We start from the raw sequence: 26,776 nt of genomic DNA on the forward strand, positions 1-26,776 counted from the left end.
GAGACGGTGGGGGCGGCAATGCGCAGGTTCGGGACGGTGGCGATCGCAGGGGCCGCCATGATGATGGCGTTGACGGGATGCGCAGGGGGCGCCGATGACGCAGGCGACTCGGGCGACAACGCCGCGTTCGCGAAGGAGGCCTGCACGGGCTGGAGCGAGATGCTCGCCGCGGACGACGCCGACAACGACGTCCTCAGCTCGCTCATGGACGTCCGCAGCGCGGACCGCACGGCGGAGGACGGCCCGGTCCAGAAGCAGGCGATCCTCGACGCCGCGAACGCGCACGTGGCCACCATCCAGGCCGCACGGGACGCCGTCGCCGACAACCCGCCCGCGGGCGAGGACGCGAAGGCGATCGTCACGGCCTTCACCGACCACTACGACGCCCGCATCGAGATCGCCGAAGCGCGCATCGCCGAGTTCGAGGAGTTCCCCACCGTCCTGGAACGCAACTACGACCAGGTCATCACGGAATCGCAGGAGGTCCTGAAGGACATCGGCGAGTACGGCGACGGCCAGCCCGACGGCTTCCCCTTCGGCGACATCGAGGACCAGAAGGTCATCACCGCCCTCGACGAGGAGAGCAGCTGCGAGGACGTCATCAACGTCTTCTAGGACTCGCCCTCGGAGTGGACGGGGCGCAAGCCCTTGTCGGCGCGTGACCGGTCCTGGCATCGTCATCGGCACGTCGCACCTGCGGCGCCCGGCGACGAGGAGGCAGCATGGCGGACGTACGAGTGGGTGACCGGGTGTCGTGGGGCACCTCGCAGGGTCGGACGCAGGGGAAGGTCGTGGAGCGGAAGACCGCCGACTTCCAGTTCGACGGCCAGCACTTCACAGCGTCGACCGACGAGCCCGCGTTCATCGTGGAGTCGGAGAAGACGGGCGCGAAGGCCGCTCACAAGGGCTCGTCGCTGCGCGTCCTGACGTCCTAGGCGTCCCTCGCGCACACGGCGGCCCGGCTGGGCGTAGCGTTGCCCCATGACCGTCGTGATCGCCTTCCTGGCCAACGTCATCGTCGCCATCGCGAAGTCCATCGTCGCCGCACTGACCGGTTCGGCCTCGATGCTCGCGGAGGCGGCACACTCGTGGGCCGACGCGGGGAACGAGATCTTCCTGCTCATCGCCGACAAACGCGCCGACAAGCAGCGGGACGCCGCCCATCCGCTCGGGTACGGCCGAGACGCGTACATCTTCTCGCTGTTCGCGGCCTTCGGGATCTTCACCGTCGGTGCGGTCGTCTCGATCCAGCACGGCATCCAGAGCCTCACCGCTCCGGAGGCAATGGAGAACTACGCCCTCAGTTACCTCGTGCTCGGCGTCGCCTTCCTCCTGGAGGGCTTCTCGTTCACGCAGTCGATCCTGGAGGGCCGCTGCACGGCGAAGAAGTACGGCCGCGGGTTCTTCGACTACATCGTGAACGGCTCCAACACGACGCTCCGCTCGGTCTTCTTCGAGGACTCCGCGGCACTGCTCGGCCTCATCATCGCCGGTGCCGGCATCGGCCTCCACCAGGTGACCGGCGACCCGGTCTGGGACGCGATCGGCTCGATCGCGATCGGTGTGCTGCTCGGCGGGGTCGCGCTCCTGCTCATCAACCGCAACCGGCGCTACCTCCTCGGGGCCTCGCCGAGCCCCGCCTACCGGGCGCAGACGATCACCGCGCTCCTGGCGCACCCCGAGATCGAGCGGGTCACCGCCCTGTACCTCGAGTTCAGTGGCCCGGAACGGCTCTTCCTCGTCGCGTCCGTCGACCTCGTCGGCGACGACCGGGAGAACGACGTCGCGCGGCAGCTCCGCCGACTCGAGGGCGACCTCGAGCAGGACGACCTCATCGGCAAGGCCGTGCTCACGCTCTCCGTGAGCGACGAGGCGTCGATCACCGCCTGAGCGCCCGGCCCGCACGGGCCGGGTCGGCGACGGGTCAGGCGCCGAACAACCGCTTCGAGGCGATCGCAGCGCCCTCAACCAGCGCGCCGAGCTTCGCCCAGGCCACGTCCGTCGCGACGAACTCGTAGCTCGCGAACGTCGAGAGACCGCAGTCGGTGCCGGCGATCACGCGGGTCGGATCACCGACCGCCTCCGCGACCTCGACGATGCGGTTCGCGACGACCTGCGGGTGCTCCAGGTAGTTGGTGGTGACGTCGATGACACCGGGGATGAGCAGCGCCCCCTCGGGGAGTGGGTGCTCGCGGAACGCCGGAGCCTCGTGCTGGTGCCGGGGGTTGCCGAGCGGGATGCTGAACGCGCCGACGTTCGCCCGGTACAGGTGTGGGAGGAGCACGTCGACGGGGACGTCGTCCTGGTGCGGCCCCTGCCAGTTGCCCCAACAGACGTGCAGCCGGACCTGCTCGCGAGGGATGTTCCGGATGGCGTGGTTGAGGGCGTCGATGTGGAGGTCCACCGCCGCGAGGAACTCCTCGAGCGTCGCATCGCCGAACTGGATGACCCGCTCCATGGCGAGGTCCGGGGCGTCGAGCTGCAGGACGTGGCCCCGGGCGACGATCGCCTCGTACTCGACCCGCAGTTCCTCGGCGAGCGCGAAGACGTAGGCGCGGTCGTCGCCGTAGTGCGGGTTCGCCGCGTCGAGGAGCAGGGTCGTCGCCACGATCCCCGGCGTCGCCGCGGAGAAGAAGGTGCCGGCGGGCACCCGCCCCTGGGCCGCCTGCACGGCGAGCTCCCGGTCGAAGCCGTCGAGGTCGGAGGTGATGCCCGACAGCGTCGGGTCGTACGTGAGGAGGCCCTGCGCCATCGGCGGGTCCCAGACGCGCGCGACGTCGGCGCCCTCGACGATCTGCTTGGCCTGGAAGGCGGCGTAGTCCGGGAACGCCAGGGAGTCGAGCGTCGGCTTCCGGTGCCCTGCGCCGCCGAAGCCCTCGATGCGTTCGAGCACGTAGGTCGAGAACCCGACGCGCGGGACCTCACCGTCGTTGACGAGGTCGAGGCCCGTCGCGAGCTGGGCGGCGACCGTCGCGGCGACCGCCTGGGCTGCGACCTCCTCCAGCTCCGCGACGTCGAACGCCCGCCGCTGATCGCGGGCGACGAGCAAGCGGGTCAACTCGGGCGTGCGCGGCAGGCTCCCGGCGTGGGTGGTCAGGATGCGATCGGTCATGCGTGAGCTCCTCGGTGCGTGGCACGGGTGGGCGTGGACGGAACCGTCGGGCGCCGGTCCCACGATGCCGCATCGCCCAGCGGGCCGCCAGCCTCATCGCCCCCGGTCACGCCGACCGGGGGCCGGCGCGTCCCGCAATGGCACTCAGGCCATGCAGGGAGCCCACTCCTGGTTGGAGAGTTCGCGCTGCTCGTCGTCCGTCTGGAGGAGCCACCCGGTCTTCGTCGCGCCGCGGTACTGGCCGCTCACGAGGTCGGCGCACCACGCGCGTCCGTCGAAGGCCCACCGCACGAAGCTCGCCTCGCTGCCCTTGCGCAGGAGCGGACGTTCGCGTTCTACCTGACTCATGTGTTCCATCTCGACGGTGGCTGACATATCTCCCCACCGTATCGAGGAATGCCGTCGGTGAACAGACTCGGGGAAGCTCCTTGCGTTTCGCGGCCGGGTACCCGAAAATACCCGGTCGCGCCCGGAAGCAGCGGACCGCTCGGGGCTCCCGAAGCGACCATCCGGCCACCGGGCCTGTCGCCTCAGCGCTCAGTTCAGGAACACCCGCAGCGCCTCGTCGGTGAGCGGGCGGTCCGCGAACACGAGCCGCACGGCATCGGGATCAGGGTTGCCCGCGTCGGGGCCGCGCCAGACGACCTCCAGACCGGCACGCTCTGCAGCCCGCCGGGACCCCTCGTTGTGCTCCAGGAGGAATGCGACGACCGGCAGATCCGGTGCCGACGCCGATGCCGCGGCCCGCGCTGCCGAGATGAGCTCCTGGGCGTATCCGCGCCCCCAAGCAGCGGGCGCCAGGCGGTAATACAGGTTCCAAGCGACCCCACCGCGAAGACTCGGGCCCCCGATGCCGACCAGCGAACCCGTCGCGGTGTCGCGCGCCACCCACACGTCGAGCCCGTTGGTGTCCCATCCGTTCTGATAGCGGCCGATCAGTTCTCGGGTCTCCTCGAGCGAGGTGTGGCGAGCGGAGGGCAGATGCGTCCACACCGCGGGGTCGGCGTGGAGGTCGTGGAGCTCCGGCAGGTCGTGCTCGGAGGGGCGCGCGAGCGTCAATCGTTCCGTCAGGGTCGGCGAAGTCGCGTCGGTCATGCCGTCCATTCTGCTCTGGTCGCTGTCCACCCCGACTCGATACCCTGTCCGCATGGCCGCGAAGAACGAACCGATCTCCGCACGTGCCTGTGCGATCCTCAGTGTCACCATCGCCGCCTTCTCCATCTTCCTCGTCGCCTCGACGGCGAGGGACGGCGGATCGTGGACGTTCTCGGTGCTCGCCTGCTTCGTGCCCCTGCTGTTCGCAGCCCAGGGCATCAGGATGAGCCGCCAACCCGGCGCACGGTGGCCCACCTTCAGTCTGATCGGGTCGATCGTCGGGGCCATCCTGGGGCTCGTGTCCTTCGGCGCGTTCGCCTGGCTGCTCGTGCGCTCCTGAGCGCAGCGACGCCGCGTAGAGTCGTCCCACCGTCACCACCACCATCGAAAGAGGACCATGCGTCTGCACGTCGAGGAACGCGGGCACGGACCCGTCCGCATCGCCCTCATCCACGGGTTCCTGGCCGACGGCGCCGCCTGGACCGACGTCGTCGCCGCCTCCGATCCGGAGCGGTACACGTTCCTGCTCGTCGATCTGCGCGGCCACGGCGCCAGCCCTCGCGCCGATCGGGCACGCGGCGAGCGCTACGACCTCGCCTCGCTCGCTGCCGACCTGGTCGAGACGCTGCCGACCGGCCTCGACGCGATCGTGGGTCATTCGCTCGGTGGTCGGGTCCTCGCCGACATCGTGGAACCGCTCCGCCCGGCGCGCGCGGTCTACCTCGACCCGGGATTCGGGCTGAAACTGCCCGGCCGCGGCCTCGGAGCCCGACTGTTCTGGAACATCCCCGGCCTGCCCTGGCTCCTGGCCTGGCTCTACGACCGCACAGATCCCGCGACGGGTCCCGCGAACGTCGCGCTCGCGGAGGCCGCCCACGCCGCGTGGGACCGGTCGATGGTCGCAGAGGTCTTGCGGGACGTCGCCGCGAACCCCGTGGCGCCGGCTGCGCCGGTCGTCCCCTCGACGCTGGTGCTGTCCGACGACGCCAAGCTCGTCGTCCCGAGCAGGGACGTCCCCCGCTACGCACAGCTGGGGTGGACGGTGACCCGGTTCCCGGCGATCCGCCACGACATGATGGGGCTCGACGGAGCACGGACCTTCGAAGTCATCGCCCGCGCTCTGAGGTGACGGGCCTCCCATCACCGCCCCCCGGTCGCTGAGCCTGTCGAAGTGCGCACGGAGAACGTCGCCCTTCGACAAGCTCAGGGACCGGGTGGGGAGAACTCAGAGACCGGGTGTCGAGGACTCATGGACCGGGTGGGGACAGCTCCGCGTCCGGATTGTGCAGAGTGCTGATTTCGGGAGCTCATTCCTGCACGATGCACATCGTGCTGCGCGGAGGACGTCAGTACCGTTGCGGCAACCCGCACCGCTCCTTCCCCCACCTTCTGGAGACCTCCATGGCTCGCATGGCACACGCAGACGACTTCGCCCTGTCCCGCGTCCGACCCGACGCACAGAAACCCTGGTTCGGCATCGCCGTCCAGCGGTTCGGCCAGGTGTCGGCCCTGTCCCAGTTCCTCCTCGGCGCGACCCTCGGCTACAGCATGACCTTCGGCGAGGCCTTCCTCGCGCTCCTCCTCGGCTCGATCATCCTCGAGGTGATCATGTGCATCGTCGGCATCATCGGACAGAAGGAGGGCCTCAACACGGCGCTCCTCGCCCGGTGGACCGGCTTCGGCGAGGTGGGCGCCTCGCTCGTCGGCCTCGCGATCGGCATCAGCCTCATCGGCTGGTTCGGCATCCAGAGCGCCATCTCCGCCGAGTCGCTCGACGCCCTCCTGCCGGGCTTCATGCCGGTGTGGGCCTGGAGCCTCATCTTCGGCCTCGCCGTCACGGCCATCGTCGCCTACGGGTTCAAGGGCATGCAGTGGCTCGCGAACATCACCGTGCCGCTCTTCCTCATCCTCGTCGGCTGGTCGATCATCAGCGAACTCACCAAGCACGACTTCATGGAGCTCGTCACCGGCCCGGCCCCCGGCCCGACCATGAGCGTGTGGGCGGGCACCGGGATCGTCGCCGGCGGCCTCATCGTCGGCGCGATCATCACCGCCGACATGACCCGCTTCAACCGCTCCCGCGCCGACGTCATCAAGCAGACCGTCGTGGGCGTCTCGCTCGGCGAGTTCGTCATCGGCCTCTCGGGCGTCCTGCTCGCCCACGCCGCCGCCTCGGGCAACGTCGTTGCGATCGTCACGTCGTCGGTCGGCCTCATCGGTCTCATCATCGTCATCACCGGCACCCTGAAGATCAACGACTGGAACCTGTACTCCTCGACCCTCGGCCTGGTCAACTTCATCTCCACGGCCTTCGGCAAGAACCTCAACCGGGTGACCACGACGATCGTCCTCGGCGTCGTCGGCTCGATCCTCGCCGCCGTCGGCATCCTCGGCCAGTTCTCCGGCTTCCTCATCATCCTCGGCGTCGCGTTCCCGCCCATCGCGGGCATCATGGTCGCCGAGTACTTCATCGTGAAGCGTTGGCGCGGTGAGCTCGACGAGACCCGCGCGTCCGGTCGCCTGCCCACGACGGCGCCGCGCATCGTCCCCGCGACGATCATCATCTGGGCCGTGTCCGCGATCACCGGCTACTTCGTCACCTGGGGCATCCCCGCCGTCCTCTCCCTCATCCTCTCGATGGTGCTGTACATCGCCGCCGGGAAGCTCGGCTGGGTCCGCGGGGTCGGCGTCGCCCACACCTCGCAGATCGCAGCCGACGTGCCGACGGACAGCCCGGCCACCGCCTCCAACTGATCCACCGCGCACCCGTTCCGATCCACCGCGCACGTTCCACCGCACTGACAGAAAGCGAACCCCTCATATGCACATCGGTATCGATGTCGGCGGCACCAACACCGACGCCGTGCTCATGGACGGCACCACCGCTCTGGCTGCCGTGAAGCACGCGACCACTCCGGACGTGACCGACGGGATCGTCCAGGCGATCGGCGAACTGCGGGGCGGACACCACTTCGACGGTGAGCAGATCACCGCGGTGATGATCGGGACGACGCACTTCATCAACGCCCTCGTGCAGGCCAAGCGCCTGGCACCGACCGCGGCGCTCCGGCTCGGCCTACCGGCGACGCGGGCCCTGCCGCCGCTCGTCGACTGGCCGGCGGAGCTCGTCGAGGCGATCAGCGCTCGCAGCTACCTCGCGCACGGCGGCTACGAGTTCGACGGCCGCCCCATCTCCCCGATCGACCCCGACGAGCTGCGGGCGCACGCCGAGGACATGCGGGCGAACGGCATCCGCTCCGTCGCGATCTCCTCCGTCTTCAGCCCGGTCAACCACGACCTCGAGGTCGAGGCGGCACGGATCGTCGGCGAGGTCCTCGGACCCGACGTCGCCATCTCGCTCTCGCACGAGATCGGGCGGATCGGCCTCCTGGAGCGGGAGAACGCGACCATCATCAACGCGGCGCTGCGCGAACTCGCCTCGGAGATCGTCGACGGCCTCACCGCCGCCGTCCGGAAGCAGGGCATCGAGGCGCCCATCTTCCTCAGCCAGAACGACGGCACGCTCATGGACGAGGACTACGTGCGCCTCTACCCGGTCGCGACGTTCGCCTCCGGCCCGACCAACTCGATGCGCGGTGCCGCCCTGACGAGCGGCCTCGCGACGTGCGCGGTCGTCGACATCGGCGGCACCACGGCCGACATCGGCCTCCTCATCAACGGCTTCCCCCGCGAGACGGCGAACGAGGTCAAGGTCGCGGGCATCCGCACGAACTTCCGGATGCCCGACGTGCTCTCGATCGGCATCGGCGGCGGCAGCATCGTCGACGAGGAGACGGCCGAGGTCGGGCCGGCGTCCGTGGGCTACAAGCTCATGACGGAGGCTCTCGTCTTCGGCGGTGACACCCTCACGGCGACCGACATCGCGGTGGCCGCCGGTCGCGCCTCCATCGGCGACGCCTCGAAGGTCGCGCACCTCGACCCGGCCTTCGTGGAGCGCGTGCTCGCCCGTATCGGCGAGCGCATCGCCGAGGCCGTCGACCGCATGCGGACCTCCCCCGAGCCCATCCCCGTGGTGGCGGTCGGCGGCGGGTCGATCCTGCTGTCCGACGAACTCCCCATCTTCGGCGCCGTCCACCGGCCCGACAACTACGCCGTGGCCAATGCCATCGGTGCTTCCATCGCGCAGGTCGGCGGCGAGATCGACAAGGTCTACGCCATCGAGCCCGGTCGGCGCGAGGAGGCGATCGCCGAGGTCCGTACCGAGGCGATCGACAAGGCGATCGCGGCCGGCGCCTCCCCCGCGTCGGTCGCGATCGTCGATTTCGACGAGGTCCCCATCCCGTACCTGCCGGGCAACGCGACCCGGATCCGCGTGAAGGCCGTCGGCGACCTCGACATGGGAGGCCTCCGATGAGCTGGACGATCACCGCCGAGCTCATCCCCGGCCTCGCCCGTGGGGCCGCCGTCCTCGGGACCGGCGGCGGCGGCGACCCGTACATCGGCGCCCTGCTCGCCGCGCAAGCCCTCCGCGAGCACGGCGACGTCACCGTCGTGACCCTCGACGAGGTCCCCGACGACGCACTCGTCCTCACCGTCGCAATGATGGGGGCACCGACCGTCATGGTCGAGAAGCTGCCGAGCCTCACCGAGGTGGTCGCGCCCGTCCACGCCCTGAGCGCCTCGCTCGGACGCCCCGTCACCCACGTCGCCTGCGCAGAGGTCGGCGGCGTCAACTCGACCATCCCGATCGCCGCAGCGGCCGCCCTCGGCCTCCCGCTCATCGACGCCGACGGCATGGGCCGGGCCTTCCCCGAACTGCAGATGGTCCTCCCCACCCTGTACGGGATCGACGCCTCGCCCCTGGCGTTCAGCGACGAGAAGGGCAACACCGGCGTCCTCACCACCGTCGACAACAGCTGGACGGAGCGGATCGCCCGCGTCGCCTGCGTGGAGATGGGGTGCTCGGTGATGATCTCGGGCTTCCCCATGTCCGGCGCCCAGGCCCGCGAGGCGCTCGTCGCCGACTCGTTGTCGCTGTGCCGGGAGATCGGCGACGGCATCACAGCTGCGCGCGAGGAGAAGGCCGACGCCGTCACGCGCACCGTCGAGCTGCTCGGCGGACGCGAACTGTTCGCCGGCAAGGTCGTCGACGTCGAACGCGCGACCACGACGGGGTTCGCCCGCGGTCGCGCGCGGATCGACGGCACCGGTGCCAGCCTGGAGCTCTCCTTCCAGAACGAGCACCTGATCGCCGCCCTGGACGGCGTCACGCTCGTGACGACCCCCGACCTCATCATGGTGCTCGAGCACGACTCGGGTGAGCCGATCACGACGGAGGGCCTGCGCTACGGCCAGCGCGTCCGGGTGATCGCCGCCCCGAGCGACGAACGCTGGCACAGTCCAGCGGCCCTCGCGATGGTCGGTCCGGGCTACTTCGGCTACGACGTGGCCTCGCACCGCTTCGACGGCACGACGGAGACCCCGGTCGACGAGACTCCGGAGGTCGCCGCATGAGCTGGACCCTGACCGCCGCAGACCTCCCCGACCTCGCCCGCGGCGCCACGCTCCTCGGCACGGGCGGCGGCGGCGACCCCTACATCGGCATGATGCTCGTGAAGCAGGTGCTCGGCGATCGCAGCATCACGATCCTCGACCCCGACGAGCTCGACGACGACCTGTTCGTCATCCCCACCGCGCAGATGGGCGCACCGACCGTCATGGTCGAGAAGATCCCCGCGGGGTTCGAGCCGACGCTCGCACTCCGGACGCTCGAGGAGCACCTCGGCCGCACCGCCGACGCGACCATGCCGATCGAGTGCGGTGGCATCAACTCGATGATCCCGCTGATCGTCGCCGCCGAGACCGGGCTGCCGGTCGTCGACGCCGACGGCATGGGTCGGGCGTTCCCGGAGCTCTCGATGGAGACCTTCGCGGTCTACGGGGTGCACGGATCGCCGCTGGCCATCGCAGGCGAACGCGGCGAGCGCGTGATCATCGACACCGGCGACGACGACCGCCAGATGGAGTGGTTGGCCCGGGGCATCGCCATCCGGCTCGGCGGCGTCGCCCACATCGCCGAGTACGCGATGAGCGGGGCGGATGTCCGGCGCACCGCGGTGCCGAGGACGATCTCGATGGCGCTCGCCCTCGGCCGCGCGATCCGGGTCGCGCGCGAGGAGCACCGGTCGCCGTTCACCGCCATCGCCGACACCCTGTCCACGACGCTCTACTCCCACATGCGGGAGCTGTTCGTGGGGAAGGTCGCCGATGTGGAGCGCCGCACCACGGAGGGCTTCGCGAAGGGCACGGCCGTCATCTGGTCGACGGACCCGGCGAGCTCCGAACGTCTCGAGATCTCCTTCCAGAACGAGAACCTCATCGCCCGGTGGAACGGTGAGGTCGTGGCGATCGTGCCGGACCTCATCTGCATCGTCGACCATGAGACCGCGGAGCCGATCACCACGGAGGGCCTGCGCTACGGCCAACGGGTGCGGGTGCTCGGAATCTCGACGCCGGCGCTCATGCGCACCCCCGACGCCCTCCGCGCGTTCGGCCCGAGTGCCTTCGGGCTGTCGGAGCCGTTCGTCCCCGTGGAGGGCGAGGCGGCTGCCGCAGAAGCGGCTGAGGCGTTCGGCGGCGGGCAGGCGGTCCGAGCCTAGGCTGGTGCCATGCCGACCACCCTCGAGCACGATCGACTCCGCGCGCTGGCGACGGGGTTCGCGATCCTGGGCTCCGGCGGCGGCGGCGCGACCACGATGCTCGAACTGGTGCTGTCCGACCCCGGCGTCTGGCCGTTCGAGCTGCACGCGGTCGACGACCTCGACCCGGCGACGCCGTGCCTCGCCCTCGGCTTCGTCGGATCCACGTTGCTCCTCGGTGAACGGCTGCCGGGCACCGACCCGTTCGGGCGCCTGATCGGTGCCGCCGAACGCTGGCTCGGCCACCGGATCCCGGCGATCTGCTCCCTCGAGGGTGGCGGGGTCAACGGGCTCACCCCGTTCGCGTTCGCCGCCGACCGCCTGATCGTCGACGCCGACCTCACCGGCCGCGCCGTGCCGTCGCTCGACCAGATGTCGTTGCTCGTCGACGAGGTCCCGGGCATCGTCGTGACCTGCGACACGGGCGGCGGGGGTGTCGCCCTCGTCGAGACGGAGCGCGCCCTCGACATCGAACGGGTCGTCCGCGCCGCCATCGTGCAGGCGGGTGGGAGCGGCGGGATGGTCTACGCCGGGTTCACCGTCGGCGACCTCCGGGAGCATGCGATCGTCGGGAACGCCACCCGTGCCGTGCAGCTCGGCGCGGCGTTCCTCGGTGCCGCGTCCGGCTCCCTCGACGAGCTGGCCGGCTCCATGGGTGGTCGTCTCCTCGCCGAGGGTCGCGTCAGCGCGATCGAGGCCGACCGGAACGACCCGCACGTGCTCGCGTTCGCCATCGACGGCAGTGGCGGGCAGGTGCACCGGCTCGTCGCGAGGTCGGAGACGCTCGCTCTCATGACCGACGGCCGCGTCGAGGCCGCCGCGCCGGACCTCATCGTCGTCCTCGACACCGTCTCCCGGGACATCCTCGAGGTCTCCGCGATCTCGATGGCCAGGCAGGTCGCCGTCATCCGCATCGACGGCCCCGACTGGTGGTCGCGGACGCCGGAGCGGCTCCGTCGGGTGCTCCCCTCGGCCTACGGCCTGGACGAACTCGACGAGGTCCACATCGACGGGGTCCCGGTATGAGCGATCGCCTGCAGTCGGGCGCCCTCCTCGCGCACCCCGACAACGGCGGCGTGCGGCTCGTCGCCGGCCCGGCCGACGCCAACTGGGCCGGTGTGGTCGTCGAGACGGAGGAGGCTGCTCTCCCCGAGGACGACGCCGGCCGACTCGCCGTGCTGACCGGCGTCCCACCCACGCGCCCCTGGCAGCAGGACGCGCTCATCCGGCGGATCAGGGACCGCGGGTTCCGGGCACTCGCGATGCAGCAGGCCGACGGCTTCGGTGCGGGCACACGCGCCCTCGCCGACCGCCTCGGGTTCACGCTCCTCCACGTCGACCGGCCGATGCTGCTCGCGAAGGCCTGCTGGCAGCTGGTCGAGGCACGCGACTCGTTGACGCTCGGCTACGTGCGGAAGGTGGCGCAGTCCATCGAGTACCACGCCGAAGGCCTCCCGGACCTGCTGCGGCACCTCTCGTCCAGCGTCGGCCACGGCATCGCGCTCATCGACAGCGAGGGCGTGCTGCTCGAGGCTGGCGGGCGGCTGACGCCGGAGGTCCACGCCGCGATCGACTTCTCCCCGTGGACGGACCTGACCCGCGCCGGGACGGGCACCGCGGCGTCCGTCCGGGTCGACAGCCCCAGCCGCGAGGGGCTCCGGCTCGCGTTCTTCGGCGACGGGCTCGACGAACGGCAGGTGAGCGCACTCGCGGTCGCGGCCGAGGTCGCCATGCCCGCCGTCGCCGCCAGGATCCTCATCGACGAGGTCGCGGAGGTCAGCGACGCCTCGGTGTCCTCCGGTGTCCTCCGCGACTTCGTCGACCTGCGCGGCCGGCCCGATCCGGACGTCGAGCGGCGCATGCTCGAACGCGGCTGGCGGACCACCGGGTACCACCTCGCCTTCCGCACCGTCGGTCGGAGCCGGGTCGACGCCCTCCAGCTCCTCCGGTTCGTGACGAGCGCGCTCGGTCGGATCGCCGCCGACTCCCACGCGACGACCAGCGGCCGAGGGGTGAGCGGATGGCTCACCTTCACGGAGCCGCCGCCGCCGTCCCAGGTGGAGCGCTACGTCGGCGCCCTGCGCGAGCTGCACGTCGAGGCGCGTCGATCGTTCAACGTGGCGACCGCCGTCGGTTCCCTGGCGAGCGGTTCGGCCGGACTCACCTCGTCACTCAGTGAGGCGGCGGACGCGGTCCGGATCGCGGTGAACCGGTCGACGACGGGGTGGTTCGTGCGGGTCGACGGCCTCGGTCTCGAGCAACTCCTCCTCGCCTGGACCGGCAACGACATCTTCGTGCCGGCCGCGCGGTCCTTGCTCGCGCCCCTGCAGGCCGGGCAGGGTGAACTGTTGACGACGCTGTCCGCCTACCTCGACCACGAGTCGGCGGTCGGGCCGACGGCAGCCGCGCTCGGGCTGCACCGCAACACCGTCGCGACGCGGATCACCCGGGCGCAGGAGCTCCTCGGCGTCGACATGGCCGATCCGGAGGTGCGCCTCGCGTTGCACCTCGCCTGCCGCGCGGTCCGCTGAGCGGGCCTGCTGGCCGAGGGCGCCGAAGCCCTCCTCAGACCGCCGTCGCGGTGAACTGCATCCGCGGGTTCGCGTAGAACTCCTGCGCCTCGACGAGCTGCAGCTCGCGCTGACCCGACCGGTACGTCAGCTCGACCAGGTCGAACACGCTCGAGGCCGTCCGCTCCAGCGCCAGCTTCGCGTCGCGCGTCTCGCCGTAGTGCGCGGCGAACAGCGCCGCCGTGACGTCGCCCGAACCGTTCGCCTTGAACGGCAGCAGCGGCGTCTGCACGATCCACCGGCCGGCGTCGTCGACGACGAGCATCTCGATGGTCTCCGGGTCGCGGTCGGGGCGCTCGACACTCGTCACGAGGACCACCGACGGGCCCATCGCGCGCGCCAGCTCGACCGACGCCAACGTCGACTCCAGCGAGCCGGGCTCGGTGCCCGTGAGGAAACCGAGCTCGAACTGGTTCGGCGTGATGATGTCGGCGTTCGGGACGACGCGGTCGCGCAGGAGGTCCGGGATCTCAGGGGCGACGAAGCAGCCGGACTTCGCGTTGCCCATGACGGGGTCGCACGCGTACAGGGCCGAGGGGTTCGCCGCCTTGACCCGCTGGACCGCGTCGACGATGACGTCACCGATGCCGACGCCGCCCTGGTAGCCCGAGAGCACCACGTCGATCTGCGGGAACGCGCCGCGCTCCTCGACACCCGTGATGACCTCGCCCACCTGCTCCGGCGAGATGAGCGGGCCGCGCCAGGCGCCGTAGCCGGTGTGGTTCGAGAAGTTCACGGTGTTCACCGGGATCACCTCGACGCCGATGCGCTGGAGGGGGAACACGGCTGCGGAGTTGCCGACGTGCCCGTAGGCCACGGCGGACTGGATGCTGAGGATCTTCACGGTGTCGCAATCACGATGGGGAGGCCGCCGCGGACACTGCGTTCGTGGCGGGCATGGACGGTGCCTGCAAGGTCTCAACGATACTCTTCCGCCGCCTGCAGAACCCACGTGCCGCGTCAACCCGCGAGCGGGATCTCCCTCCCTCGCGTCTCCGCTTCTATGCTGATCGGATGACGACTCCTGAGAGCACGACCACGCCGAGCGACACCACGGCGACCAAGACCGCCGCCGTCATCTACAACCCCGTGAAGGTCGACCTCGATGCGCTCCGCGAGTCGGTTGACCGCTCCGCCGCCGACGCGGGCTGGGGCGAGTCGCTCTGGTTCGAGACGAGCGTCGACGACGTCGGCCAGGGCGTCACCGCCGAGGCGATCGCCGCGAAGGTCGACCTCGTCATCGCGGCCGGCGGCGACGGCACGGTCCGCGCGGTCTCCGAGGCGTTGCGGGGCAGCGGGATCCCTCTCGCGCTCCTCCCCTCGGGCACCGGCAACCTGCTCGCCCGCAACCTCGACCTCACGCTCAACGACCTGCCCGGATCCGTCATCACCGCGTTCACGGGCGACGACAAGCCGATCGACCTCGGTGTGATCGACATCGAACGCGCCGACCACTCGCGCGACCGCCACGTGTTCGTCGTCATGGCCGGTATGGGCATCGACGCGAAGATGATCAAGAACACCGACGACGACCTCAAGGCCAAGGCCGGCTGGGCCGCCTACGTCGACGCGATCGTGAAGTCGCTGCGCGACCCGGACGAACTGCACCTGCGCTTCCGCATCGACGACGAGCCGCAGATCCGCGCCACCGTGCACACGGTCATCATCGGCAACTGCGGTTCGCTGCCGGCCAACATCCTGCTCCTGCCGGACGCGGTCGTCGACGACGGCCTGTTCGACCTCATGTTCATGCGTCCCGGCGGGGTCTTCGGCTGGATCCGCATCTGGGCGAAGGTCGCCTGGGTGAACGGGGTGCTGCGCCGGACCAAGACCGGCCGGGCCCTCGCCGGCAAGCAGAAGGACGACGGCGAGCTCCGCTACGGCACGGCGAAGCGCTTCGTCGCCCGCATGTCGAAGCCGGAGGAGATCGAGCTCGACGGCGACGGCTTCGGCAAGGCCGTCGCGATCAACACCTGGATCGAGCCGGGTGCCCTCACCGTCCGCGTGCCGGCTGCAGCCGAGTAGCGACGAGCGGACTCGCCAGCGGGCTCACCCCCGAGGGGTGACCCGCCGGGCCCAGAGCAGCACGGGGATGAGCAGGAGCGCGAGCACCCCGCCCGCGATCGACAGCGCCTCGTAGCCGACGCCCGCCATCACCACACCCGACATGACGCCCGCACCTGCGCCGGCGAGGGCGATGAGGACGTCGAGGGTGCCCTGCGTGCGTGCACGGTTGGCGGGCACGGTGTGGTCGACGACGAGGGTGGTACCGGCGATGAGGCCGAAGTTCCAGCCGAGTCCGAGGAGGGCGAGCGCCAGGATGAGCAGGCCGAGCGAGTCCGCCGGTGCGAGGGCTCCCGTCACACCGGCGAGGAGGAGCGTGACCCCCGCGGCAATCGCCATCGGCGTGCGGCCAATGCGGTCGACGAGGACGCCGGTCACGAGCGAGGGGAGGTACATCGCGGCGATGTGGATGCCGATCACGAGCCCGACCTCCCCCAGTCCGTGGTGGTGGGCTCGCATGTGCACGGGCGTCATCGTCATGACCGCGACCATCGCGATCTGCGTGACCACCATCACCGCGGCACCGACATAGGCGCCGACGCCGGGACACGGGCGCGGACCCGCGGTCGACTGGTCCTGGCCGGTCGTCGACTCCTCCGAGACCGCGTCCAGCTTGGCGAGCTCGGCGTCGAGCCGGCGGGCGAGGAGGAACGGGTCCGGACGCAGGAGCAGGAGGAACGCCGTGCCCGCGGCCAGGTAGGCGACGGCCGCGAGGAGGAAGGGGCCCGCGAGCGCCGGCAACCCCCATCCGGTCGCGAGCCGGCCCAGGGGCTCGACGAGGTTGGGCCCGGCCACGGCGCCGAGCGTCGTCGACACCATCGCGACGCTGATCGCGGTACCGCGGCGTGCCGGGGTCGCGAGGTCGGTGCCGGCGTAGCGGGCCTGCAGGTTCGTGGCGGTCCCGGCACCGTAGACGAACAGCGACAGGAACAGCAGCGGCACCTGGGCCGTCGTCGCAGCCAGGACGACACCGAGCGCGCCGACCCCGCCCGCGACGAACCCGATGCCGAGCCCGATCCGCCTGCCGAGGCGTTGCGTGACGCGGCCGACGAGGAACGCCGTGAGCGCGGACCCCAGGGTGAGGAGGGCGGCCGCGACGCCCGCGAGGCTCGTGCTCCCGAGGACGTCCTGCACGAGCAGCGCACCGACCGTCACGCCGGCGGCGAGGCCGGCTCCGCCGAGCACCTGGCTGATGACGACGACGGTGAGCGTCCGCCGCTGCACCCGCGCGCGTTCAGCGGTGATGCCCGCGCTGGTCGCGGTGCTGCTCGTGTCGGGCTCAGCGCTGTCGGTCATGCTCCGGCCGTCAGCGGCGCGTGGAGATGCGGCCGTAGGCGTCGACGGTGACGATCAGCGACTCGACCTTCCGGTTCACGACGCGGATGATCACGACGATGAGCCAGAGCCCACCGGTGATGAGCGTGAGGACGAGGTTCCAGAACCAGCCGATGCGCTTCTGCCGCTGCAGGACCGCCTGCTGCCCCTGGACCGACGACACCGACCAGCCTCGGGCCGCGTAGCGGGCGACCTCGGCGTTGAGCACGGCGGTGAGCTGCTCCATCGGGAGCGGAGTGGAGGAGGACATGCATCGAATGTACTCTCCGCGGGCCGCCGGGTCCTCGGTCCCTGAGCTTGTCGCAGGGCCCACGCCCCCGGTCCCTGAGCCTGTCGAAGGGCCCACGCCCCCGGTCCCTGAGCCTGTCGAAGGGCCGTCTACGATCGATGTATGCGCATCCGTCCCGCCGAACCAGCCGACCTGCCTGGCGTCCTCGCCATCCACACCGACGCCGTCGCGAACGGTGTCGCGATCTGGACCGAGGTCACACCCGACCTCGCCGAGCGCGAGGCCTGGCTCGCCCGCCATCAGGAGGCCGGTCGGGTCGCACTCGTCGCCATCGCCGACGGCCCCGACGACGCGCTCCCCGAGGGAACCGTCCTCGCCTACGCGAGCTACGGCCCGTACGCGACGAAGGAGGGGTACCGACACACCGTCGAGAACTCCGTCTACGTGCACCCCGAAGCGCAGGGACGCGGGCTCGGCAAGGCGCTCCTCGTCGAACTGCTCGACCGCGCGACCGCCGACGGGCACCACGTCATGCTCGCCCTCATCGAGGCCGAGAACACGGCGTCGATCGCCCTGCACACGAAGCTCGGCTTCGAGCAGGTCGGCCTCCTGCCGGAGGTCGGGACGAAGTTCGGTCGCTGGCTGGACCTCGCCATCCTCCGGCGCCCGCTCGCCTGAGCAGGAGCTACGAACCCGAACCAGCCAACACGACCCGGACCACCGCACCCGCACCGAGGTCCACCGTGTGCGGGTCGGACGCGCCGGCCAGGACGACCCGGACCGGTGTCTCGCCGAGGTTGCCGAGGATCACGACCGTCTCGCCCGCGGCATCGACGGCGGCGATCGCGGTCACACCTTCCGTCGACACGGGCGAGCCGACGTCGAGACGACGACCTCCGATCACGACCGCCGAGCGTGGACGTCCGCTGAGTTCCGCGATCCACCCGAGCGCCCGACCGGCGGCCGTGACCGTGCCGTCGGCGGCGACGAGACCTCGCGGCCCGGTCGCCTCGAAGTAGGACAGCGACTCGACGCCGGGGACGGCCAGCGCGGCGACACTCGCGACCACCCACGCACCGAGGGCCTCCGCCGACTGCCGGTCGTCGGTGGCGCCCGGCACCAGCTCCGCGCCGAACCCCGCGCGGAGGTCCGGGTCGGCCGTGGCTCCCGCGCCCGCCCTCGTGGTGGCGACCGCGTTGTAGCGTGCGCCCAGCGTCACGGGGCCGACGTGCAGCGGTCGGCCGTCGGCGATCCGGACGGCGTCAGCCACGACGACGGCCTGCATGTCGAGCGACTCGACCAACTGGTGACCCGCGCGGTCGTGCATGAACGGCGTGACGCTGAAGGCGACCGGGCCGGTCCACCGGTCGAGGCGCGCGTGGTTGCGGTTGAGCTCGGTGAAGTGCGCCCGCGTGCCGCCGACGAGCACGGGCGACGGTGCCTCGACGTCCGTCCACAGGCGCCGCAGGAGGTCGCCGAGCGCGATCAGCAGGGCGCTCTCCGAGAGATGGGTCCGGCGGTGGAACACCCCGACGCGCCCGACGGGGACGCCCGCGTCGCGGAGCCGCCGCAGGACCGGCTCGGCCTCGTCACCGGTGCCGAGCACGAGTCGCAGGTCGAGGGCTCGGGTGCCGGCTTGACGCACAGCGCGGTCGAGGATGGCCGGCCAGTCCACGACCGCCGGGTCGATCTCGACGAGGAGCTCGGTGATCGCGTCGGGGACCGTCGCGCCCGACCGTCCGCCGTCGGGGTCGCTCGACACCGAGGTCGAGATCGTGGGGACGAGGCTGTCGAGCAGCGCACCGACCCGTGCTTCGACCGGCTCGGAGGCCGGACGCTCGAGGTCCGTCTCGGACAGGACGGTCACGGCGAGCGGCGTGGCCAGCGGGGCGGCGGGTTCGACACCGTCGGCGCGCGCACAGGAGAGCTCGACGGACTGCTCCACGACGTCGCCGACCGCCAGCGCGACCGGGAACGGCAGCGAGAGCGGCGTCGAATAGGTCTTGAACGAGGCGTCGGTCCAGTTCCGCTGGTCCTCCATCTCGAAGACGTCACCGGCGAAGCGGGCGGTGGTCGTGATGCGGTCGCCGGTCCAGGTGAGGGACTCGATGCGGATCGCCGGCTGGTGCGGCGCGATGTGCTCCGGCAGGCGGGTCGTCGTCGTGGATCCCTCGGGGTGGCCGACGACGAGCTCGGTACCGGCGAGCGCCGGGGCCTGCAGCACGATGAGCCCGATGCGCGCACGTCGGAACGCCGCCGTCACCTCGGCCCGGACGGCCACCCGGAGGGTCGACGAGCCGAGGTCGACCGACAGCGACCAAGCGACCGTCTCGCCGTCGTCGCCGACCCTGCCGCGCAGCTGCAGGCCGCTGGTCGTCTGGTCGACGGCGTCCACGACGACGGGCAACGTCTTCCAGTCCTGGTCGCGGACGACGAAGCGGATGCTGCGCAGCACCGTCTCGCCGTCGAAGGCGATGTCGTCGAGGTCCGAGCCGCGGAGCGACAGCGACCAGGGCCCGCGCGACACGGCACTGGCGGCGCGTTCCTGCTCGAGGAGCAGGTCCGGTGCGACGCGGAAGGTGGTTCCGAAGCGCGAGGTCATCGTCGGCTCAGAGGCTCGTCATGCCGCCGTCGACCCGGAAGGTCGCTCCGGTGGCGAAACTCGACTCGTCGCTCGCGAGGTAGACCATGATGCCCTCGACGTCTTCGGCCCGGCCGGGTCGACCGAGCGGGATGCGTCCGACGATCGCGGCGCGCGACTCCGGGTCGTCCGAGATCGCGGTGACGAGCGGGGTCTCCGTGTAGCCGGGGACGACGGTGTTCACGCGGATGCCCTGGTCGGCGTAGGCCGCGGCGACGGTCCGCCCGAGGCCGTGGATGCCGGCCTTCGTGGAGCTGTAGGCGGTGAAGTCGGCGCCCTCGCCGTTGAGCCCGGTCGGGCTGCCGGTGAGGATGATCGAGCCGCCCTTGCCGAGCATCGCCCGGACGGCGTGCTTGGTGGTGAGGAAGGTGCCCGTGAGGTTGATGTCGACGGTGCGCCGCCACACCTCGAGGTCGAGGTCGGCGATCTTCGCGTCCTGACCGAAGAGCTGCACGCCGGCGTTGGCGACGACGACGTCCGGTGTCTTGCCCGTCGCGTCCATCACGGCGAAGGCGGCTTCGACACTCGCCTCGTCGGCGATGTCGAGCCGCACGGCCATGGCCGACGGGAAGGGTGCGGCGGCCTCCCGCGCGGCCTGGATGTCGCGGTCTGAGAAGATCACGACGGCGTCCTCGCGCGCGAAGCGTTCGGCGACCGAACGGCCGATCCCCGATCCGGCGCCCGTCACGAGCGCGGTCTTTCCTGCAAGTCGTCCAGTCATCGTCGCCTGTCTCTCGTGCGGTGCTGCGGGGGTGGAGTCTCGGGTGTCGCAGTGGGTGTCAGAGGTGGTGTGTCGGGTCGTCTGCAGCCTATCCGGCACAACCGGTTGACCGCATGTGACGTTCGCAATTCAGGAGCGCCGCGGCGCGCCGACCCGGATCGGGGGTGGAGCGGGCCGACGCGCCGGGCACGTCCTGAATTGCGAACAGCTGGAGCCGCGGCCTAGCGCTCGATCTTGTCGAGGTGCAGCATGGCGGCGAGGTTCTTGTCGAGCTCGTCGTCCTGGAAGACCTTCTTCCAGTCGTCCTTGATGATGGCGCTGCGACCGTAGTCCATCGCGATGAGGCACGCGTCGGAGAACGGGTTGTCGCCCTTGAGCGAGTTCGCGAGCGCGACCTGCGTGTGGCCGAGGAGGATCGCACGAGCGGCCGGCTCCGGCACGCCCATGGTGTTGACGGCCTCGTCGAGCGACTCCTTGAGCAGCGCGCCGATCATGCAGGCGATGGTCTCGACGAGGGTCGGCTCGAGCTGCGCGAGCTGCTTGACCGTGACCCAGTGGACCTCGCCGACGGGGGCGAAGATCGCCCGGACGACGGCCTCGACCTGCGCCTGCTTGGCGGCGTCGTCGGACTCGATCGCCGCGATGGCGTCCTGCAGGGCCGCGATGCCACCGAAGGTGTCCGCGTATTCTTCGGGCGTGTGGCGCTCGACGAAGACCGAGGGGTGGCAGGGGTGCGTGACGGCCTGGATGACGTCGTCACGACGGGTGAGCAGCCCCGCGTAGGCGGCGGCCGGGTCGAGCGTGAGGAGCACGGCGCCCGACTTCATGAGTGGGACGACGCCGGCGGACACGGCCTTGAGGGCCAGGTCGGGGACGGCGAGGATGACGACGTCGGCGTCGGTGACGGCCGCATCGGTCTCGGTGAGCTCGCGACCGGCTTCGGTCACGCGCTCCTGGCCGGCGGGCGAGACCTCGCTGTAGAAGACGGTGTGGCTGGTCTTCACGAGGTTGTTGGAGACGCGCATGCCCATCTTGCCGCCGGCGCCGATGACGGCGATGGTGAGCTGGTCCGCGACGGTGGTGGTGTCGGTCATGATCTTCCTTCTCTCAGGTACTGCAGGTTGTGTGCGGTCCACGTGCGCTCGAGCTCGATGGTCTCCGTGATGGAGTCGCCGAGCGGGAGCCAGTGTTCGATGATCTGGTTGACACCGCGTTCGTCCGGACGGACGGCGGCGGTGAGGGCGGGGTAGTCGAGCAGGCCGGTCCCGAGCGGCGCACCCTCGAGGGTGAACCCGACCCAGCCGCCCCGACGGGTGAACGCGAAGTCCTTCACGTGGATGTTGCGCACGTGCGGGGCGGTGCGGGCGATGACGTCGCTCGGGTGTTCGAGTCGTGCGACGGTGTTGGCCGGGTCGAGGCAGATCCCGAGGTTCGGGTGGTCGACGGCGGTCACGAGGTCGACGAGCTCCTGCGACGACAACTGCTCGTAGGTCTCGAGCGCGATGGTCACGCCGGCGGCATCGAACGCCGGGAGCACCTGGCGGAGGCGCTCGACGGCTTCGGCATGGGTCGGACGGTCGTCCCCCGAGGTGACCATGCTGCGCAGAAGCGTCGCACCGAGCAGCCGGGCGATCTCGAGGAACCGTTCGAGGTGCGCGACCGCGATCCCCTTGGTGCCGAGTTCGAGCACCACCCCGAGCGAGCGGGCGACCTCGGCGACCTGACGGAGTTCGTCGTCGGACATGGTCTCGATGCGGGCGTCGTCGCAGATCTGGAAGAGCCCCACGCCGGCCTCGGCCGTGCGCTCGATCATGCCGATGACGCTCAGGCGCTCGGGGGCGAGTTCCGAGCCCTCCCAGAAGAAGGTGTACGTGCCGAAGCCGATCATGCTGTCCCCGGTCCCTGAGCTTGTCGAAGGGTGCCATCCTGAGCCTGTCGAAGGGCCTCGTCGAGCACGGCTTCGAGCGCCGCGACGTCGTGGGCGAAGCGTCCGAGGAACACGCCGTCGACGTCGTCGCCGAGTGCGGTGAGCAGGCCCGGTCCGGCGCTGCCGCCGTAGATCACCGAACTGCCCGCGCGGTCACCGCGACCGGCCATCGCCGTCCGGAGGATCGCACCCACGGCTCGGACGTACGCGGGCTCCGCCGGTTCCGCCGCGCCGATCGCCCACACGGGCTCGTACGCCACGATGACCGGGCCGGCGACGGCGTCCGCGAGCGCGGAGTCGAGCTGACGCAGGCACTCCGCCGCGGCGTCCTCGGGCGCCATCCGCTCCCGCTCACCGATGCAGAGCACGGGCGAGATGCCGTTGCGGAGGGCGGCTGCGGTCTTCTCGGCGACGACCTCGTCGGTCTCGCCGAAGAGCGACCGGCGCTCCGCGTGGCCGACCTCGACCACGGTCACACCGACCTCGGCGAGCTCCGGCCCGCCGACCTCACCCGTGAAGGCGCCGCGGTCGGCGCTTGCGAGGTCCTGTGCGCCGACGAGGACACCCGTCCCCGCCAGCGCCGCCACCGAGGCCGCGATCGAGACGTAGCCGGGGATGACGAACAACCGCACCCGACCGTCGACGACGGCCTCGTGCCGACGGGCGAGAGCGCCCACCTGCTCGATCCAGTCGAGGGTCTGCGCGTGGCCGAAGTACATCTTCAGGCTCACACCGACCACGCGGGGCGCGGTCGACGTGCTCGCGGTCGACGGGGAGGCGGTCATCAGCAGGAGCCCGTCGCCTCGTACTCGCCGATGACGGCGACCTTCTCGGCGCTCGCGCTGGACTCGTCGAAGCGGTAGGTCAGCCACTCGCGCACGAGGCGGCGGGCGAGCTCGATGCCGATGACGCGCTGGCCCATGGTGAGCACCTGGGCGTTGTTGCTCAGCACGCCGCGCTCGACGGAGAAGCTGTCGTGGGCGGTGACGGCACGGATGCCGGGCACCTTGTTGGCGGCGATGGCGACGCCGAGGCCGGTGCCGCAGAAGAGCAGCGCACGGTCGGCCTGCCCGGAAGCGACGAGCTCGGCGGCGGCGATGGCCACGCGCGGGTAGGCGGTGTGGCCGTCGGCGTCGACCCCCACGTCGACGAGCGAGGCGACGCCGTCGTGCTGTTCGAGGTCGCGCTTGACGATCTCCTTGTAGTCGAACCCGGCGTCATCCGAGCCGATGACGATGCGCAACTGGTCGGTCATGCGGGTACTCCTTCTGCGGTGGTGCTGGTGGATGCGGCGGACCCCAGGACGGGGACGATCGCCTGGACGATGAGGCCGAACGAGTATGCACCCGCATCGACGGTGCCGAGGCTCTTCTCGGCGTGCGGACGGGCGCGGCCCATCTTCGGCAGGAGGTCGGCGGTCTCCGCGGCGGCCGTGGAGGCGGCTGCGGCAGCGGTCGTCCACGCGGTGAGGAGGTCGGCCCCGTCGGCGATCGAGGCGCTGAGCGTCGTCGTGAAGGGGACGAGGGCGTCGACCATCGTCTTCTGCCCGACCTCGGCCTTGCCGAACGACATGATGCCGTCGACGGCGGCCTGCACGCCGGCCGCGACGTCGCTGCGGGAGGGAGCGGTCTCGTCGCCGAGCGAGGTGCCGACCGAGCGGAGCGCGAGGCCCCAGAGGGCTCCCGAGGTGCCGCCGGCGCGGTCCGCCCAGGCGTCGCCAGCGAGGTGGAGGACGGTGCGGGCACCGGCTCCGGCGTCGGCGGCCGCGTGGGCCGCGGCGACGGCTGCGCGGGCTCCCCGCTGCATGCCGATGCCGTGGTCGCCGTCACCGGCCACCGCGTCGATCCGGCCGAGTTCCTCGACGTTCGTGTCGATCACCTCGACGAGGGCGTCGAGGGCGGCGACGACGGTCGTGGCGGCTTCGCGTGAGGCCGGGGTCGACGCCGGGATCGCTGCGGCGACCTCGGCGACGAGCTCGGAGGGGTCGAGCTGCTCGGCCGCTGCGACGACGCCCTTGCGGTAGGCGGGGGTGTCCGCGCCGGCCGCCCAGAAGCCCTCGAGCTCCTCGTCCAACCAGAACAGGGTGAGGGAGACGCCCGCCATGTCGAAGCTCGTCACGAGTTCGCCGACCTCGGGGTCGACGATCTCGATGCCCGCGGCCTCCAGCTGCGTGGCGACCGCACGGTAGACGACGAACAGCTCCTCGTACTTCACGGAACCGAGTCCGTTGAGGATGACGCCGACGCGCGCGCCTGCGGCCTCGGTCACACCCTCGGGCAGTTCCGCGAGGAGGGAGGACACGAGCAGCGTCGCAAGGCCGTCGGCCGTCGGCACATCGGTCTCGTCGATGCCGGGCTCGCCGTGGATGCCCATCCCGACCGCCATGCGGCCCTCGGGCACGGAGAAGAGCGGCTCGGTCGCGCCCGGCAAGGTGCAGCCGCTGAAGGCGACGCCGAAGGACCGGGTGCGCTCGTTCGCGTGGGTGGCGACGCGGACGACCTCGTCGAGGTCGTAGCCGGCCTCGGCCGCGGCGGCAGCCGACTTGAACACGGTGAGGTCGCCGGCGATCCCGCGACGCTTGTGCTGCTCGGTGAGCGGCGCGCTCGAGATGTCGTCGGTGACGGCGACGCTGCGGGTGGGGATCCCCGCCGCGTTCAGGGCGTCCTGCGCCTGGGTGAAGTGGAGGACGTCGCCGGCGTAGTTGCCGTAGCTGAGCAGCACGCCGCCGCCGCGTTCGGCGGCCTTCGCCACCGACTCCACCTGGTGCGCGGACGGCGAGGCGAACAGGTTGCCCATCGCCGCACCGTGCGCGAGCCCCTGGCCGACGATGCCACCGAAGGCCGGGTAGTGCCCGGAGCCGCCGCCGATGACGACCGCGACGGTGCCCTCGGGGGTGCGGGTGCTCCGCACGACCCCGCCGGTCACGCGCCGGACCTGGTGACGGTTCGCCGCGACGAAGCCGTCGATCATCTCGTCGGCGAAGTCTGCCGGGTCGTTGAAGAGGCGGGTCATCGGGTCTGACCGGTCAGGTCGTCGTGCGAGACCCGCAGCTCCTTCGAGCTGCGCTGCTTCGACAGGATCACCATGAGGGTCGCGGAGATCATCATGAAGCCGCCGACGATGAACATCGGGACGACGTACTGCGGGGTGTCGCCGACCTTCGTGAGGTCCGCGACGGCACCGGTGATGTACGGCGCGGAGAAGCCGGCGAGGTTGCCGACGGTGTTGATGAGCGCGATACCGGCGGCGGCTGCGGCACCCGTCAGGAACTGCGTGGGCAGCGTCCAGAAGTTGGGCAGCGCGGCGAAGATCGCCATGGCGGTGACCGCGATGATCGCGATCGTGAGGGCGGGCGAGTTCGCGAAGAGGGCGAGCGGGATGCTCACGGCACCGACGATCGCGGGGATCACGATGTGCCAGGTCTTCAGTCCGCGTCGCGTCGCGTCACGCGACCAGAAGTACAGGGCGATGGCGGCCGGCACGTACGGGATCGCCGTGATGAGGCCCTTCTGCATGACATTGAACTCGACGCCGAAGCTCGCCTGGAAGCCCTCGATGATCGTGGGGAGGAAGAAGCCGAGCGCGTAGAGGCCGTAGATGAAGCCGAAATAGATGAAGGCGAGCATCCAGACGCGGCCGCTCGTGAAGGCGTGCTTGAGGCTGACGTGGCCCTGCTTCTGCTCCGTGGTCGCCTTCTCGTGGGCGAGGGCCGCCGTGAGCCAGACCTGCTCCTCGGTGGTCAGCCACTTGGCGTCCGCGGGGCGGTCCTTCAGGTAGAACCAGGCGATGACACCGATCAGGATGGCGGGGAGACCGACGCCGAGGAACATGAACCGCCAGCCCTCGAGGCCGAAGAACACCCCGTGCTGGCCGATGAGCCACCCGGCGAGCGGTGCGCCGATGACGGTGGTGAGCGGCTGCGCCAGGTAGAAGAGCGCGAGGATCTTGCTGCGGTGCTTGGCCGGGACCCAGAGGCTCAGGAAGAGGATGGCACCCGGGAAGAAGCCTGCCTCGGCGACACCGAGCACGAAGCGCAGGATGGCGAGCTGCTCGAAGTTGGCGACCCAGGTGAACAGGACCGCGACGATGCCCCAGGTGACCATGATGCGCGCGAGCCAGCGGCGGGCACCGAACTTGTTGAGCGCGAGGTTGCTCGGCACCTCCAAGAGGATGTAGCCGATGAAGAACACGCCGGATGCGAAGCCGAACTGGGCGGCGGAGAGCGCGAGGTCGTCGTTCATGCCGTTGGGGGCGGCGAAGCCGATCGCGGTGCGGTCCAGGTAGTTGATGAAGAACATCAGCGCCACGAACGGCACGAGGCGGATCGAGACCTTCCGGATCGCTGATCGCTCGACAGCCGGATTGGCCGCGGGGGCGGTGGTGTCCACTATGACTCCTCGTCTGGGCGGCATCGATGCCGCGG

27 protein-coding genes are annotated in these 26,776 nt (G+C 70.8%); 13 read left to right on the forward strand and 14 right to left on the reverse strand.

The genetic code is table 11. The features are described from left to right. Nucleotides 1-36: 36 nt before the first annotated feature. The 3 genes from ASF68_RS09995 (at nucleotide 37) to ASF68_RS10005 (ending at nucleotide 1,890) form a co-directional block, all read left to right on the forward strand. A complete protein-coding gene (locus ASF68_RS09995) occupies nucleotides 37-615 on the forward strand; it encodes a hypothetical protein (protein WP_157579925.1) in 579 nt (192 codons plus the stop codon). A 107-nt stretch (nucleotides 616-722) separates the two neighbouring features. After that, complete coding sequence (locus tag ASF68_RS10000; RefSeq protein WP_056009808.1) at nucleotides 723-935, forward strand: DUF2945 domain-containing protein; 213 nt, start codon at nucleotides 723-725, stop codon at nucleotides 933-935. A 46-nt stretch (nucleotides 936-981) separates the two neighbouring features. Then, a complete protein-coding gene (locus ASF68_RS10005) occupies nucleotides 982-1,890 on the forward strand; it encodes a cation diffusion facilitator family transporter (protein ID WP_056009810.1) in 909 nt (302 codons plus the stop codon). A 34-nt stretch (nucleotides 1,891-1,924) separates the two neighbouring features. Here the strand turns inward: ASF68_RS10005 and ASF68_RS10010 are convergent, their stop codons facing one another. The 3 genes from ASF68_RS10010 to ASF68_RS10020 form a co-directional block, all read right to left on the reverse strand. Then, nucleotides 1,925-3,112: a methionine synthase gene (locus ASF68_RS10010; protein WP_056009812.1), complete on the reverse strand. Its 1,188-nt coding sequence runs from the start codon at nucleotides 3,110-3,112 to the stop codon at nucleotides 1,925-1,927. 144 nt (nucleotides 3,113-3,256) lie between these two features. Continuing rightward, entirely contained in the window at nucleotides 3,257-3,460 is a 204-nt protein-coding gene (locus ASF68_RS10015; RefSeq protein ID WP_157580297.1) for a hypothetical protein, read from the reverse strand. Nucleotides 3,461-3,649: 189 nt separating this feature from the next. Next, nucleotides 3,650-4,207, reverse strand: a complete 558-nt coding sequence (locus tag ASF68_RS10020) for a GNAT family N-acetyltransferase (RefSeq protein WP_056011739.1) — start codon at nucleotides 4,205-4,207, stop codon at nucleotides 3,650-3,652. Nucleotides 4,208-4,259: 52 nt separating this feature from the next. On the opposite strand from ASF68_RS10020, the gene ASF68_RS10025 reads away from it, so the two are divergent. The 8 genes from ASF68_RS10025 (at nucleotide 4,260) to ASF68_RS10060 (ending at nucleotide 13,397) form a co-directional block, all read left to right on the forward strand. Further along, the gene (locus ASF68_RS10025) at nucleotides 4,260-4,547 is read left to right on the forward strand and encodes a hypothetical protein (RefSeq protein ID WP_056009816.1); all 288 of its coding nucleotides are present in this window, start codon (nucleotides 4,260-4,262) and stop codon (nucleotides 4,545-4,547) included. Nucleotides 4,548-4,604: 57 nt separating this feature from the next. Beyond that, a complete protein-coding gene (locus ASF68_RS10030; RefSeq protein WP_056009818.1) occupies nucleotides 4,605-5,336 on the forward strand; it encodes an alpha/beta hydrolase in 732 nt (243 codons plus the stop codon). Between the two features lie 272 nt (nucleotides 5,337-5,608). Then, nucleotides 5,609-6,961, forward strand: coding sequence for a cytosine permease (locus ASF68_RS10035; protein ID WP_056009820.1), 1,353 nt, complete (start codon nucleotides 5,609-5,611; stop codon nucleotides 6,959-6,961). Nucleotides 6,962-7,028: 67 nt separating this feature from the next. Next, nucleotides 7,029-8,582 carry a hydantoinase/oxoprolinase N-terminal domain-containing protein gene (locus ASF68_RS10040; RefSeq protein WP_056009822.1) on the forward strand — a complete coding sequence of 518 codons (1,554 nt, stop codon included), beginning with the start codon at nucleotides 7,029-7,031 and terminating at the stop codon, nucleotides 8,580-8,582. Next, complete coding sequence (locus ASF68_RS10045; RefSeq protein ID WP_056009824.1) at nucleotides 8,579-9,682, forward strand: DUF917 domain-containing protein; 1,104 nt, start codon at nucleotides 8,579-8,581, stop codon at nucleotides 9,680-9,682. Before ASF68_RS10040 ends, ASF68_RS10045 begins: the two co-directional genes overlap by 4 nt. Next, on the forward strand, nucleotides 9,679-10,827 hold the full coding sequence (locus ASF68_RS10050; protein WP_056009826.1) for a DUF917 domain-containing protein: 1,149 nt from the start codon (nucleotides 9,679-9,681) through the stop codon (nucleotides 10,825-10,827). Before ASF68_RS10045 ends, ASF68_RS10050 begins: the two co-directional genes overlap by 4 nt. Nucleotides 10,828-10,836: 9 nt before the next feature. Beyond that, nucleotides 10,837-11,892: a DUF917 domain-containing protein gene (locus ASF68_RS10055; RefSeq protein ID WP_056009828.1), complete on the forward strand. Its 1,056-nt coding sequence runs from the start codon at nucleotides 10,837-10,839 to the stop codon at nucleotides 11,890-11,892. Then, on the forward strand, nucleotides 11,889-13,397 hold the full coding sequence (locus ASF68_RS10060) for a CdaR family transcriptional regulator (protein ID WP_056009830.1): 1,509 nt from the start codon (nucleotides 11,889-11,891) through the stop codon (nucleotides 13,395-13,397). The genes ASF68_RS10055 and ASF68_RS10060 overlap by 4 nt, the downstream gene beginning before the upstream one ends. 34 nt (nucleotides 13,398-13,431) lie before the next feature. On the opposite strand, the gene pdxY is transcribed toward ASF68_RS10060, so the two are convergent. After that, nucleotides 13,432-14,280 carry a pyridoxal kinase PdxY gene (gene pdxY / locus ASF68_RS10065; RefSeq protein ID WP_056009832.1) on the reverse strand — a complete coding sequence of 283 codons (849 nt, stop codon included), beginning with the start codon at nucleotides 14,278-14,280 and terminating at the stop codon, nucleotides 13,432-13,434. Between the two features lie 170 nt (nucleotides 14,281-14,450). On the opposite strand from pdxY, the gene ASF68_RS10070 reads away from it, so the two are divergent. Next, entirely contained in the window at nucleotides 14,451-15,461 is a 1,011-nt protein-coding gene (locus tag ASF68_RS10070) for a diacylglycerol kinase family protein (RefSeq protein ID WP_056009834.1), read from the forward strand. Between the two features lie 24 nt (nucleotides 15,462-15,485). Here ASF68_RS10070 and ASF68_RS10075 read toward each other — a convergent pair whose 3' ends face one another. Further along, complete coding sequence (locus ASF68_RS10075; RefSeq protein WP_056009835.1) at nucleotides 15,486-16,796, reverse strand: MFS transporter; 1,311 nt, start codon at nucleotides 16,794-16,796, stop codon at nucleotides 15,486-15,488. A gap of 10 nt (nucleotides 16,797-16,806) precedes the next feature. Then, nucleotides 16,807-17,085, reverse strand: coding sequence for a hypothetical protein (locus tag ASF68_RS10080; protein ID WP_157580299.1), 279 nt, complete (start codon nucleotides 17,083-17,085; stop codon nucleotides 16,807-16,809). Nucleotides 17,086-17,226: 141 nt separating this feature from the next. On the opposite strand from ASF68_RS10080, the gene ASF68_RS10085 reads away from it, so the two are divergent. After that, nucleotides 17,227-17,742 (forward strand): GNAT family N-acetyltransferase, encoded by a 516-nt coding sequence (locus ASF68_RS10085; protein ID WP_056009838.1) that lies wholly within the window; start codon nucleotides 17,227-17,229, stop codon nucleotides 17,740-17,742. A gap of 7 nt (nucleotides 17,743-17,749) precedes the next feature. On the opposite strand, the gene ASF68_RS10090 is transcribed toward ASF68_RS10085, so the two are convergent. The 8 genes from ASF68_RS10090 to ASF68_RS10125 all read right to left on the reverse strand — a co-directional run bounded on the left by ASF68_RS10090 (nucleotide 17,750) and on the right by ASF68_RS10125 (nucleotide 26,741). Then, nucleotides 17,750-19,666, reverse strand: a complete 1,917-nt coding sequence (locus tag ASF68_RS10090; RefSeq protein ID WP_056009840.1) for a hypothetical protein — start codon at nucleotides 19,664-19,666, stop codon at nucleotides 17,750-17,752. Between the two features lie 7 nt (nucleotides 19,667-19,673). Next, a complete protein-coding gene (locus ASF68_RS10095) occupies nucleotides 19,674-20,426 on the reverse strand; it encodes an SDR family NAD(P)-dependent oxidoreductase (RefSeq protein ID WP_056009842.1) in 753 nt (250 codons plus the stop codon). A 221-nt stretch (nucleotides 20,427-20,647) separates the two neighbouring features. Next, complete coding sequence (locus ASF68_RS10100) at nucleotides 20,648-21,520, reverse strand: phosphogluconate dehydrogenase C-terminal domain-containing protein (RefSeq protein ID WP_082455984.1); 873 nt, start codon at nucleotides 21,518-21,520, stop codon at nucleotides 20,648-20,650. After that, the gene (locus ASF68_RS10105; RefSeq protein WP_056009844.1) at nucleotides 21,517-22,314 is read right to left on the reverse strand and encodes a sugar phosphate isomerase/epimerase; all 798 of its coding nucleotides are present in this window, start codon (nucleotides 22,312-22,314) and stop codon (nucleotides 21,517-21,519) included. Before ASF68_RS10105 ends, ASF68_RS10100 begins: the two co-directional genes overlap by 4 nt. After that, complete coding sequence (locus ASF68_RS10110; protein WP_056009846.1) at nucleotides 22,311-23,138, reverse strand: triose-phosphate isomerase family protein; 828 nt, start codon at nucleotides 23,136-23,138, stop codon at nucleotides 22,311-22,313. The genes ASF68_RS10105 and ASF68_RS10110 overlap by 4 nt, the downstream gene beginning before the upstream one ends. Next, complete coding sequence (locus ASF68_RS10115; RefSeq protein ID WP_056009848.1) at nucleotides 23,138-23,608, reverse strand: ribose-5-phosphate isomerase; 471 nt, start codon at nucleotides 23,606-23,608, stop codon at nucleotides 23,138-23,140. Before ASF68_RS10115 ends, ASF68_RS10110 begins: the two co-directional genes overlap by 1 nt. Beyond that, nucleotides 23,605-25,365: a dihydroxyacetone kinase family protein gene (locus ASF68_RS10120; RefSeq protein WP_056009850.1), complete on the reverse strand. Its 1,761-nt coding sequence runs from the start codon at nucleotides 25,363-25,365 to the stop codon at nucleotides 23,605-23,607. Before ASF68_RS10120 ends, ASF68_RS10115 begins: the two co-directional genes overlap by 4 nt. Further along, on the reverse strand, nucleotides 25,362-26,741 hold the full coding sequence (locus tag ASF68_RS10125; protein ID WP_235526781.1) for an MFS transporter: 1,380 nt from the start codon (nucleotides 26,739-26,741) through the stop codon (nucleotides 25,362-25,364). Before ASF68_RS10125 ends, ASF68_RS10120 begins: the two co-directional genes overlap by 4 nt. Between the last annotated feature and the right edge of the window lie 35 nt (nucleotides 26,742-26,776).

Source organism: Plantibacter sp. Leaf314 (assembly GCF_001423185.1).
Taxonomy (GTDB): domain Bacteria; phylum Actinomycetota; class Actinomycetes; order Actinomycetales; family Microbacteriaceae; genus Plantibacter.

Excerpts from the sequence above, each read along its gene's own strand:
- ASF68_RS10000 (WP_056009808.1), top strand. The coding sequence starts at position 723 with ATGGCGGACGTACGAGTGGGTGACCGGGTGTCGTGGGGCACCTCGCAG.
- ASF68_RS10005 (WP_056009810.1), top strand. The coding sequence starts at position 982 with ATGACCGTCGTGATCGCCTTCCTGGCCAACGTCATCGTCGCCATCGCG.
- ASF68_RS10010 (WP_056009812.1), bottom strand. The coding sequence starts at position 3,112 with ATGACCGATCGCATCCTGACCACCCACGCCGGGAGCCTGCCGCGCACG.
- ASF68_RS10015 (WP_157580297.1), bottom strand. The coding sequence starts at position 3,460 with ATGAGTCAGGTAGAACGCGAACGTCCGCTCCTGCGCAAGGGCAGCGAG.
- ASF68_RS10020 (WP_056011739.1), bottom strand. The coding sequence starts at position 4,207 with ATGACCGACGCGACTTCGCCGACCCTGACGGAACGATTGACGCTCGCG.
- ASF68_RS10025 (WP_056009816.1), top strand. The coding sequence starts at position 4,260 with ATGGCCGCGAAGAACGAACCGATCTCCGCACGTGCCTGTGCGATCCTC.
- ASF68_RS10030 (WP_056009818.1), top strand. The coding sequence starts at position 4,605 with ATGCGTCTGCACGTCGAGGAACGCGGGCACGGACCCGTCCGCATCGCC.
- ASF68_RS10035 (WP_056009820.1), top strand. The coding sequence starts at position 5,609 with ATGGCTCGCATGGCACACGCAGACGACTTCGCCCTGTCCCGCGTCCGA.
- ASF68_RS10040 (WP_056009822.1), top strand. The coding sequence starts at position 7,029 with ATGCACATCGGTATCGATGTCGGCGGCACCAACACCGACGCCGTGCTC.
- ASF68_RS10045 (WP_056009824.1), top strand. The coding sequence starts at position 8,579 with ATGAGCTGGACGATCACCGCCGAGCTCATCCCCGGCCTCGCCCGTGGG.
- ASF68_RS10050 (WP_056009826.1), top strand. The coding sequence starts at position 9,679 with ATGAGCTGGACCCTGACCGCCGCAGACCTCCCCGACCTCGCCCGCGGC.
- ASF68_RS10055 (WP_056009828.1), top strand. The coding sequence starts at position 10,837 with ATGCCGACCACCCTCGAGCACGATCGACTCCGCGCGCTGGCGACGGGG.
- ASF68_RS10060 (WP_056009830.1), top strand. The coding sequence starts at position 11,889 with ATGAGCGATCGCCTGCAGTCGGGCGCCCTCCTCGCGCACCCCGACAAC.
- ASF68_RS10070 (WP_056009834.1), top strand. The coding sequence starts at position 14,451 with ATGACGACTCCTGAGAGCACGACCACGCCGAGCGACACCACGGCGACC.
- ASF68_RS10075 (WP_056009835.1), bottom strand. The coding sequence starts at position 16,796 with ATGACCGACAGCGCTGAGCCCGACACGAGCAGCACCGCGACCAGCGCG.
- ASF68_RS10080 (WP_157580299.1), bottom strand. The coding sequence starts at position 17,085 with ATGTCCTCCTCCACTCCGCTCCCGATGGAGCAGCTCACCGCCGTGCTC.
- ASF68_RS10085 (WP_056009838.1), top strand. The coding sequence starts at position 17,227 with ATGCGCATCCGTCCCGCCGAACCAGCCGACCTGCCTGGCGTCCTCGCC.
- ASF68_RS10090 (WP_056009840.1), bottom strand. The coding sequence starts at position 19,666 with ATGACCTCGCGCTTCGGAACCACCTTCCGCGTCGCACCGGACCTGCTC.
- ASF68_RS10095 (WP_056009842.1), bottom strand. The coding sequence starts at position 20,426 with ATGACTGGACGACTTGCAGGAAAGACCGCGCTCGTGACGGGCGCCGGA.
- ASF68_RS10100 (WP_082455984.1), bottom strand. The coding sequence starts at position 21,520 with ATGACCGACACCACCACCGTCGCGGACCAGCTCACCATCGCCGTCATC.
- ASF68_RS10105 (WP_056009844.1), bottom strand. The coding sequence starts at position 22,314 with ATGATCGGCTTCGGCACGTACACCTTCTTCTGGGAGGGCTCGGAACTC.
- ASF68_RS10110 (WP_056009846.1), bottom strand. The coding sequence starts at position 23,138 with ATGACCGCCTCCCCGTCGACCGCGAGCACGTCGACCGCGCCCCGCGTG.
- ASF68_RS10115 (WP_056009848.1), bottom strand. The coding sequence starts at position 23,608 with ATGACCGACCAGTTGCGCATCGTCATCGGCTCGGATGACGCCGGGTTC.
- ASF68_RS10120 (WP_056009850.1), bottom strand. The coding sequence starts at position 25,365 with ATGACCCGCCTCTTCAACGACCCGGCAGACTTCGCCGACGAGATGATC.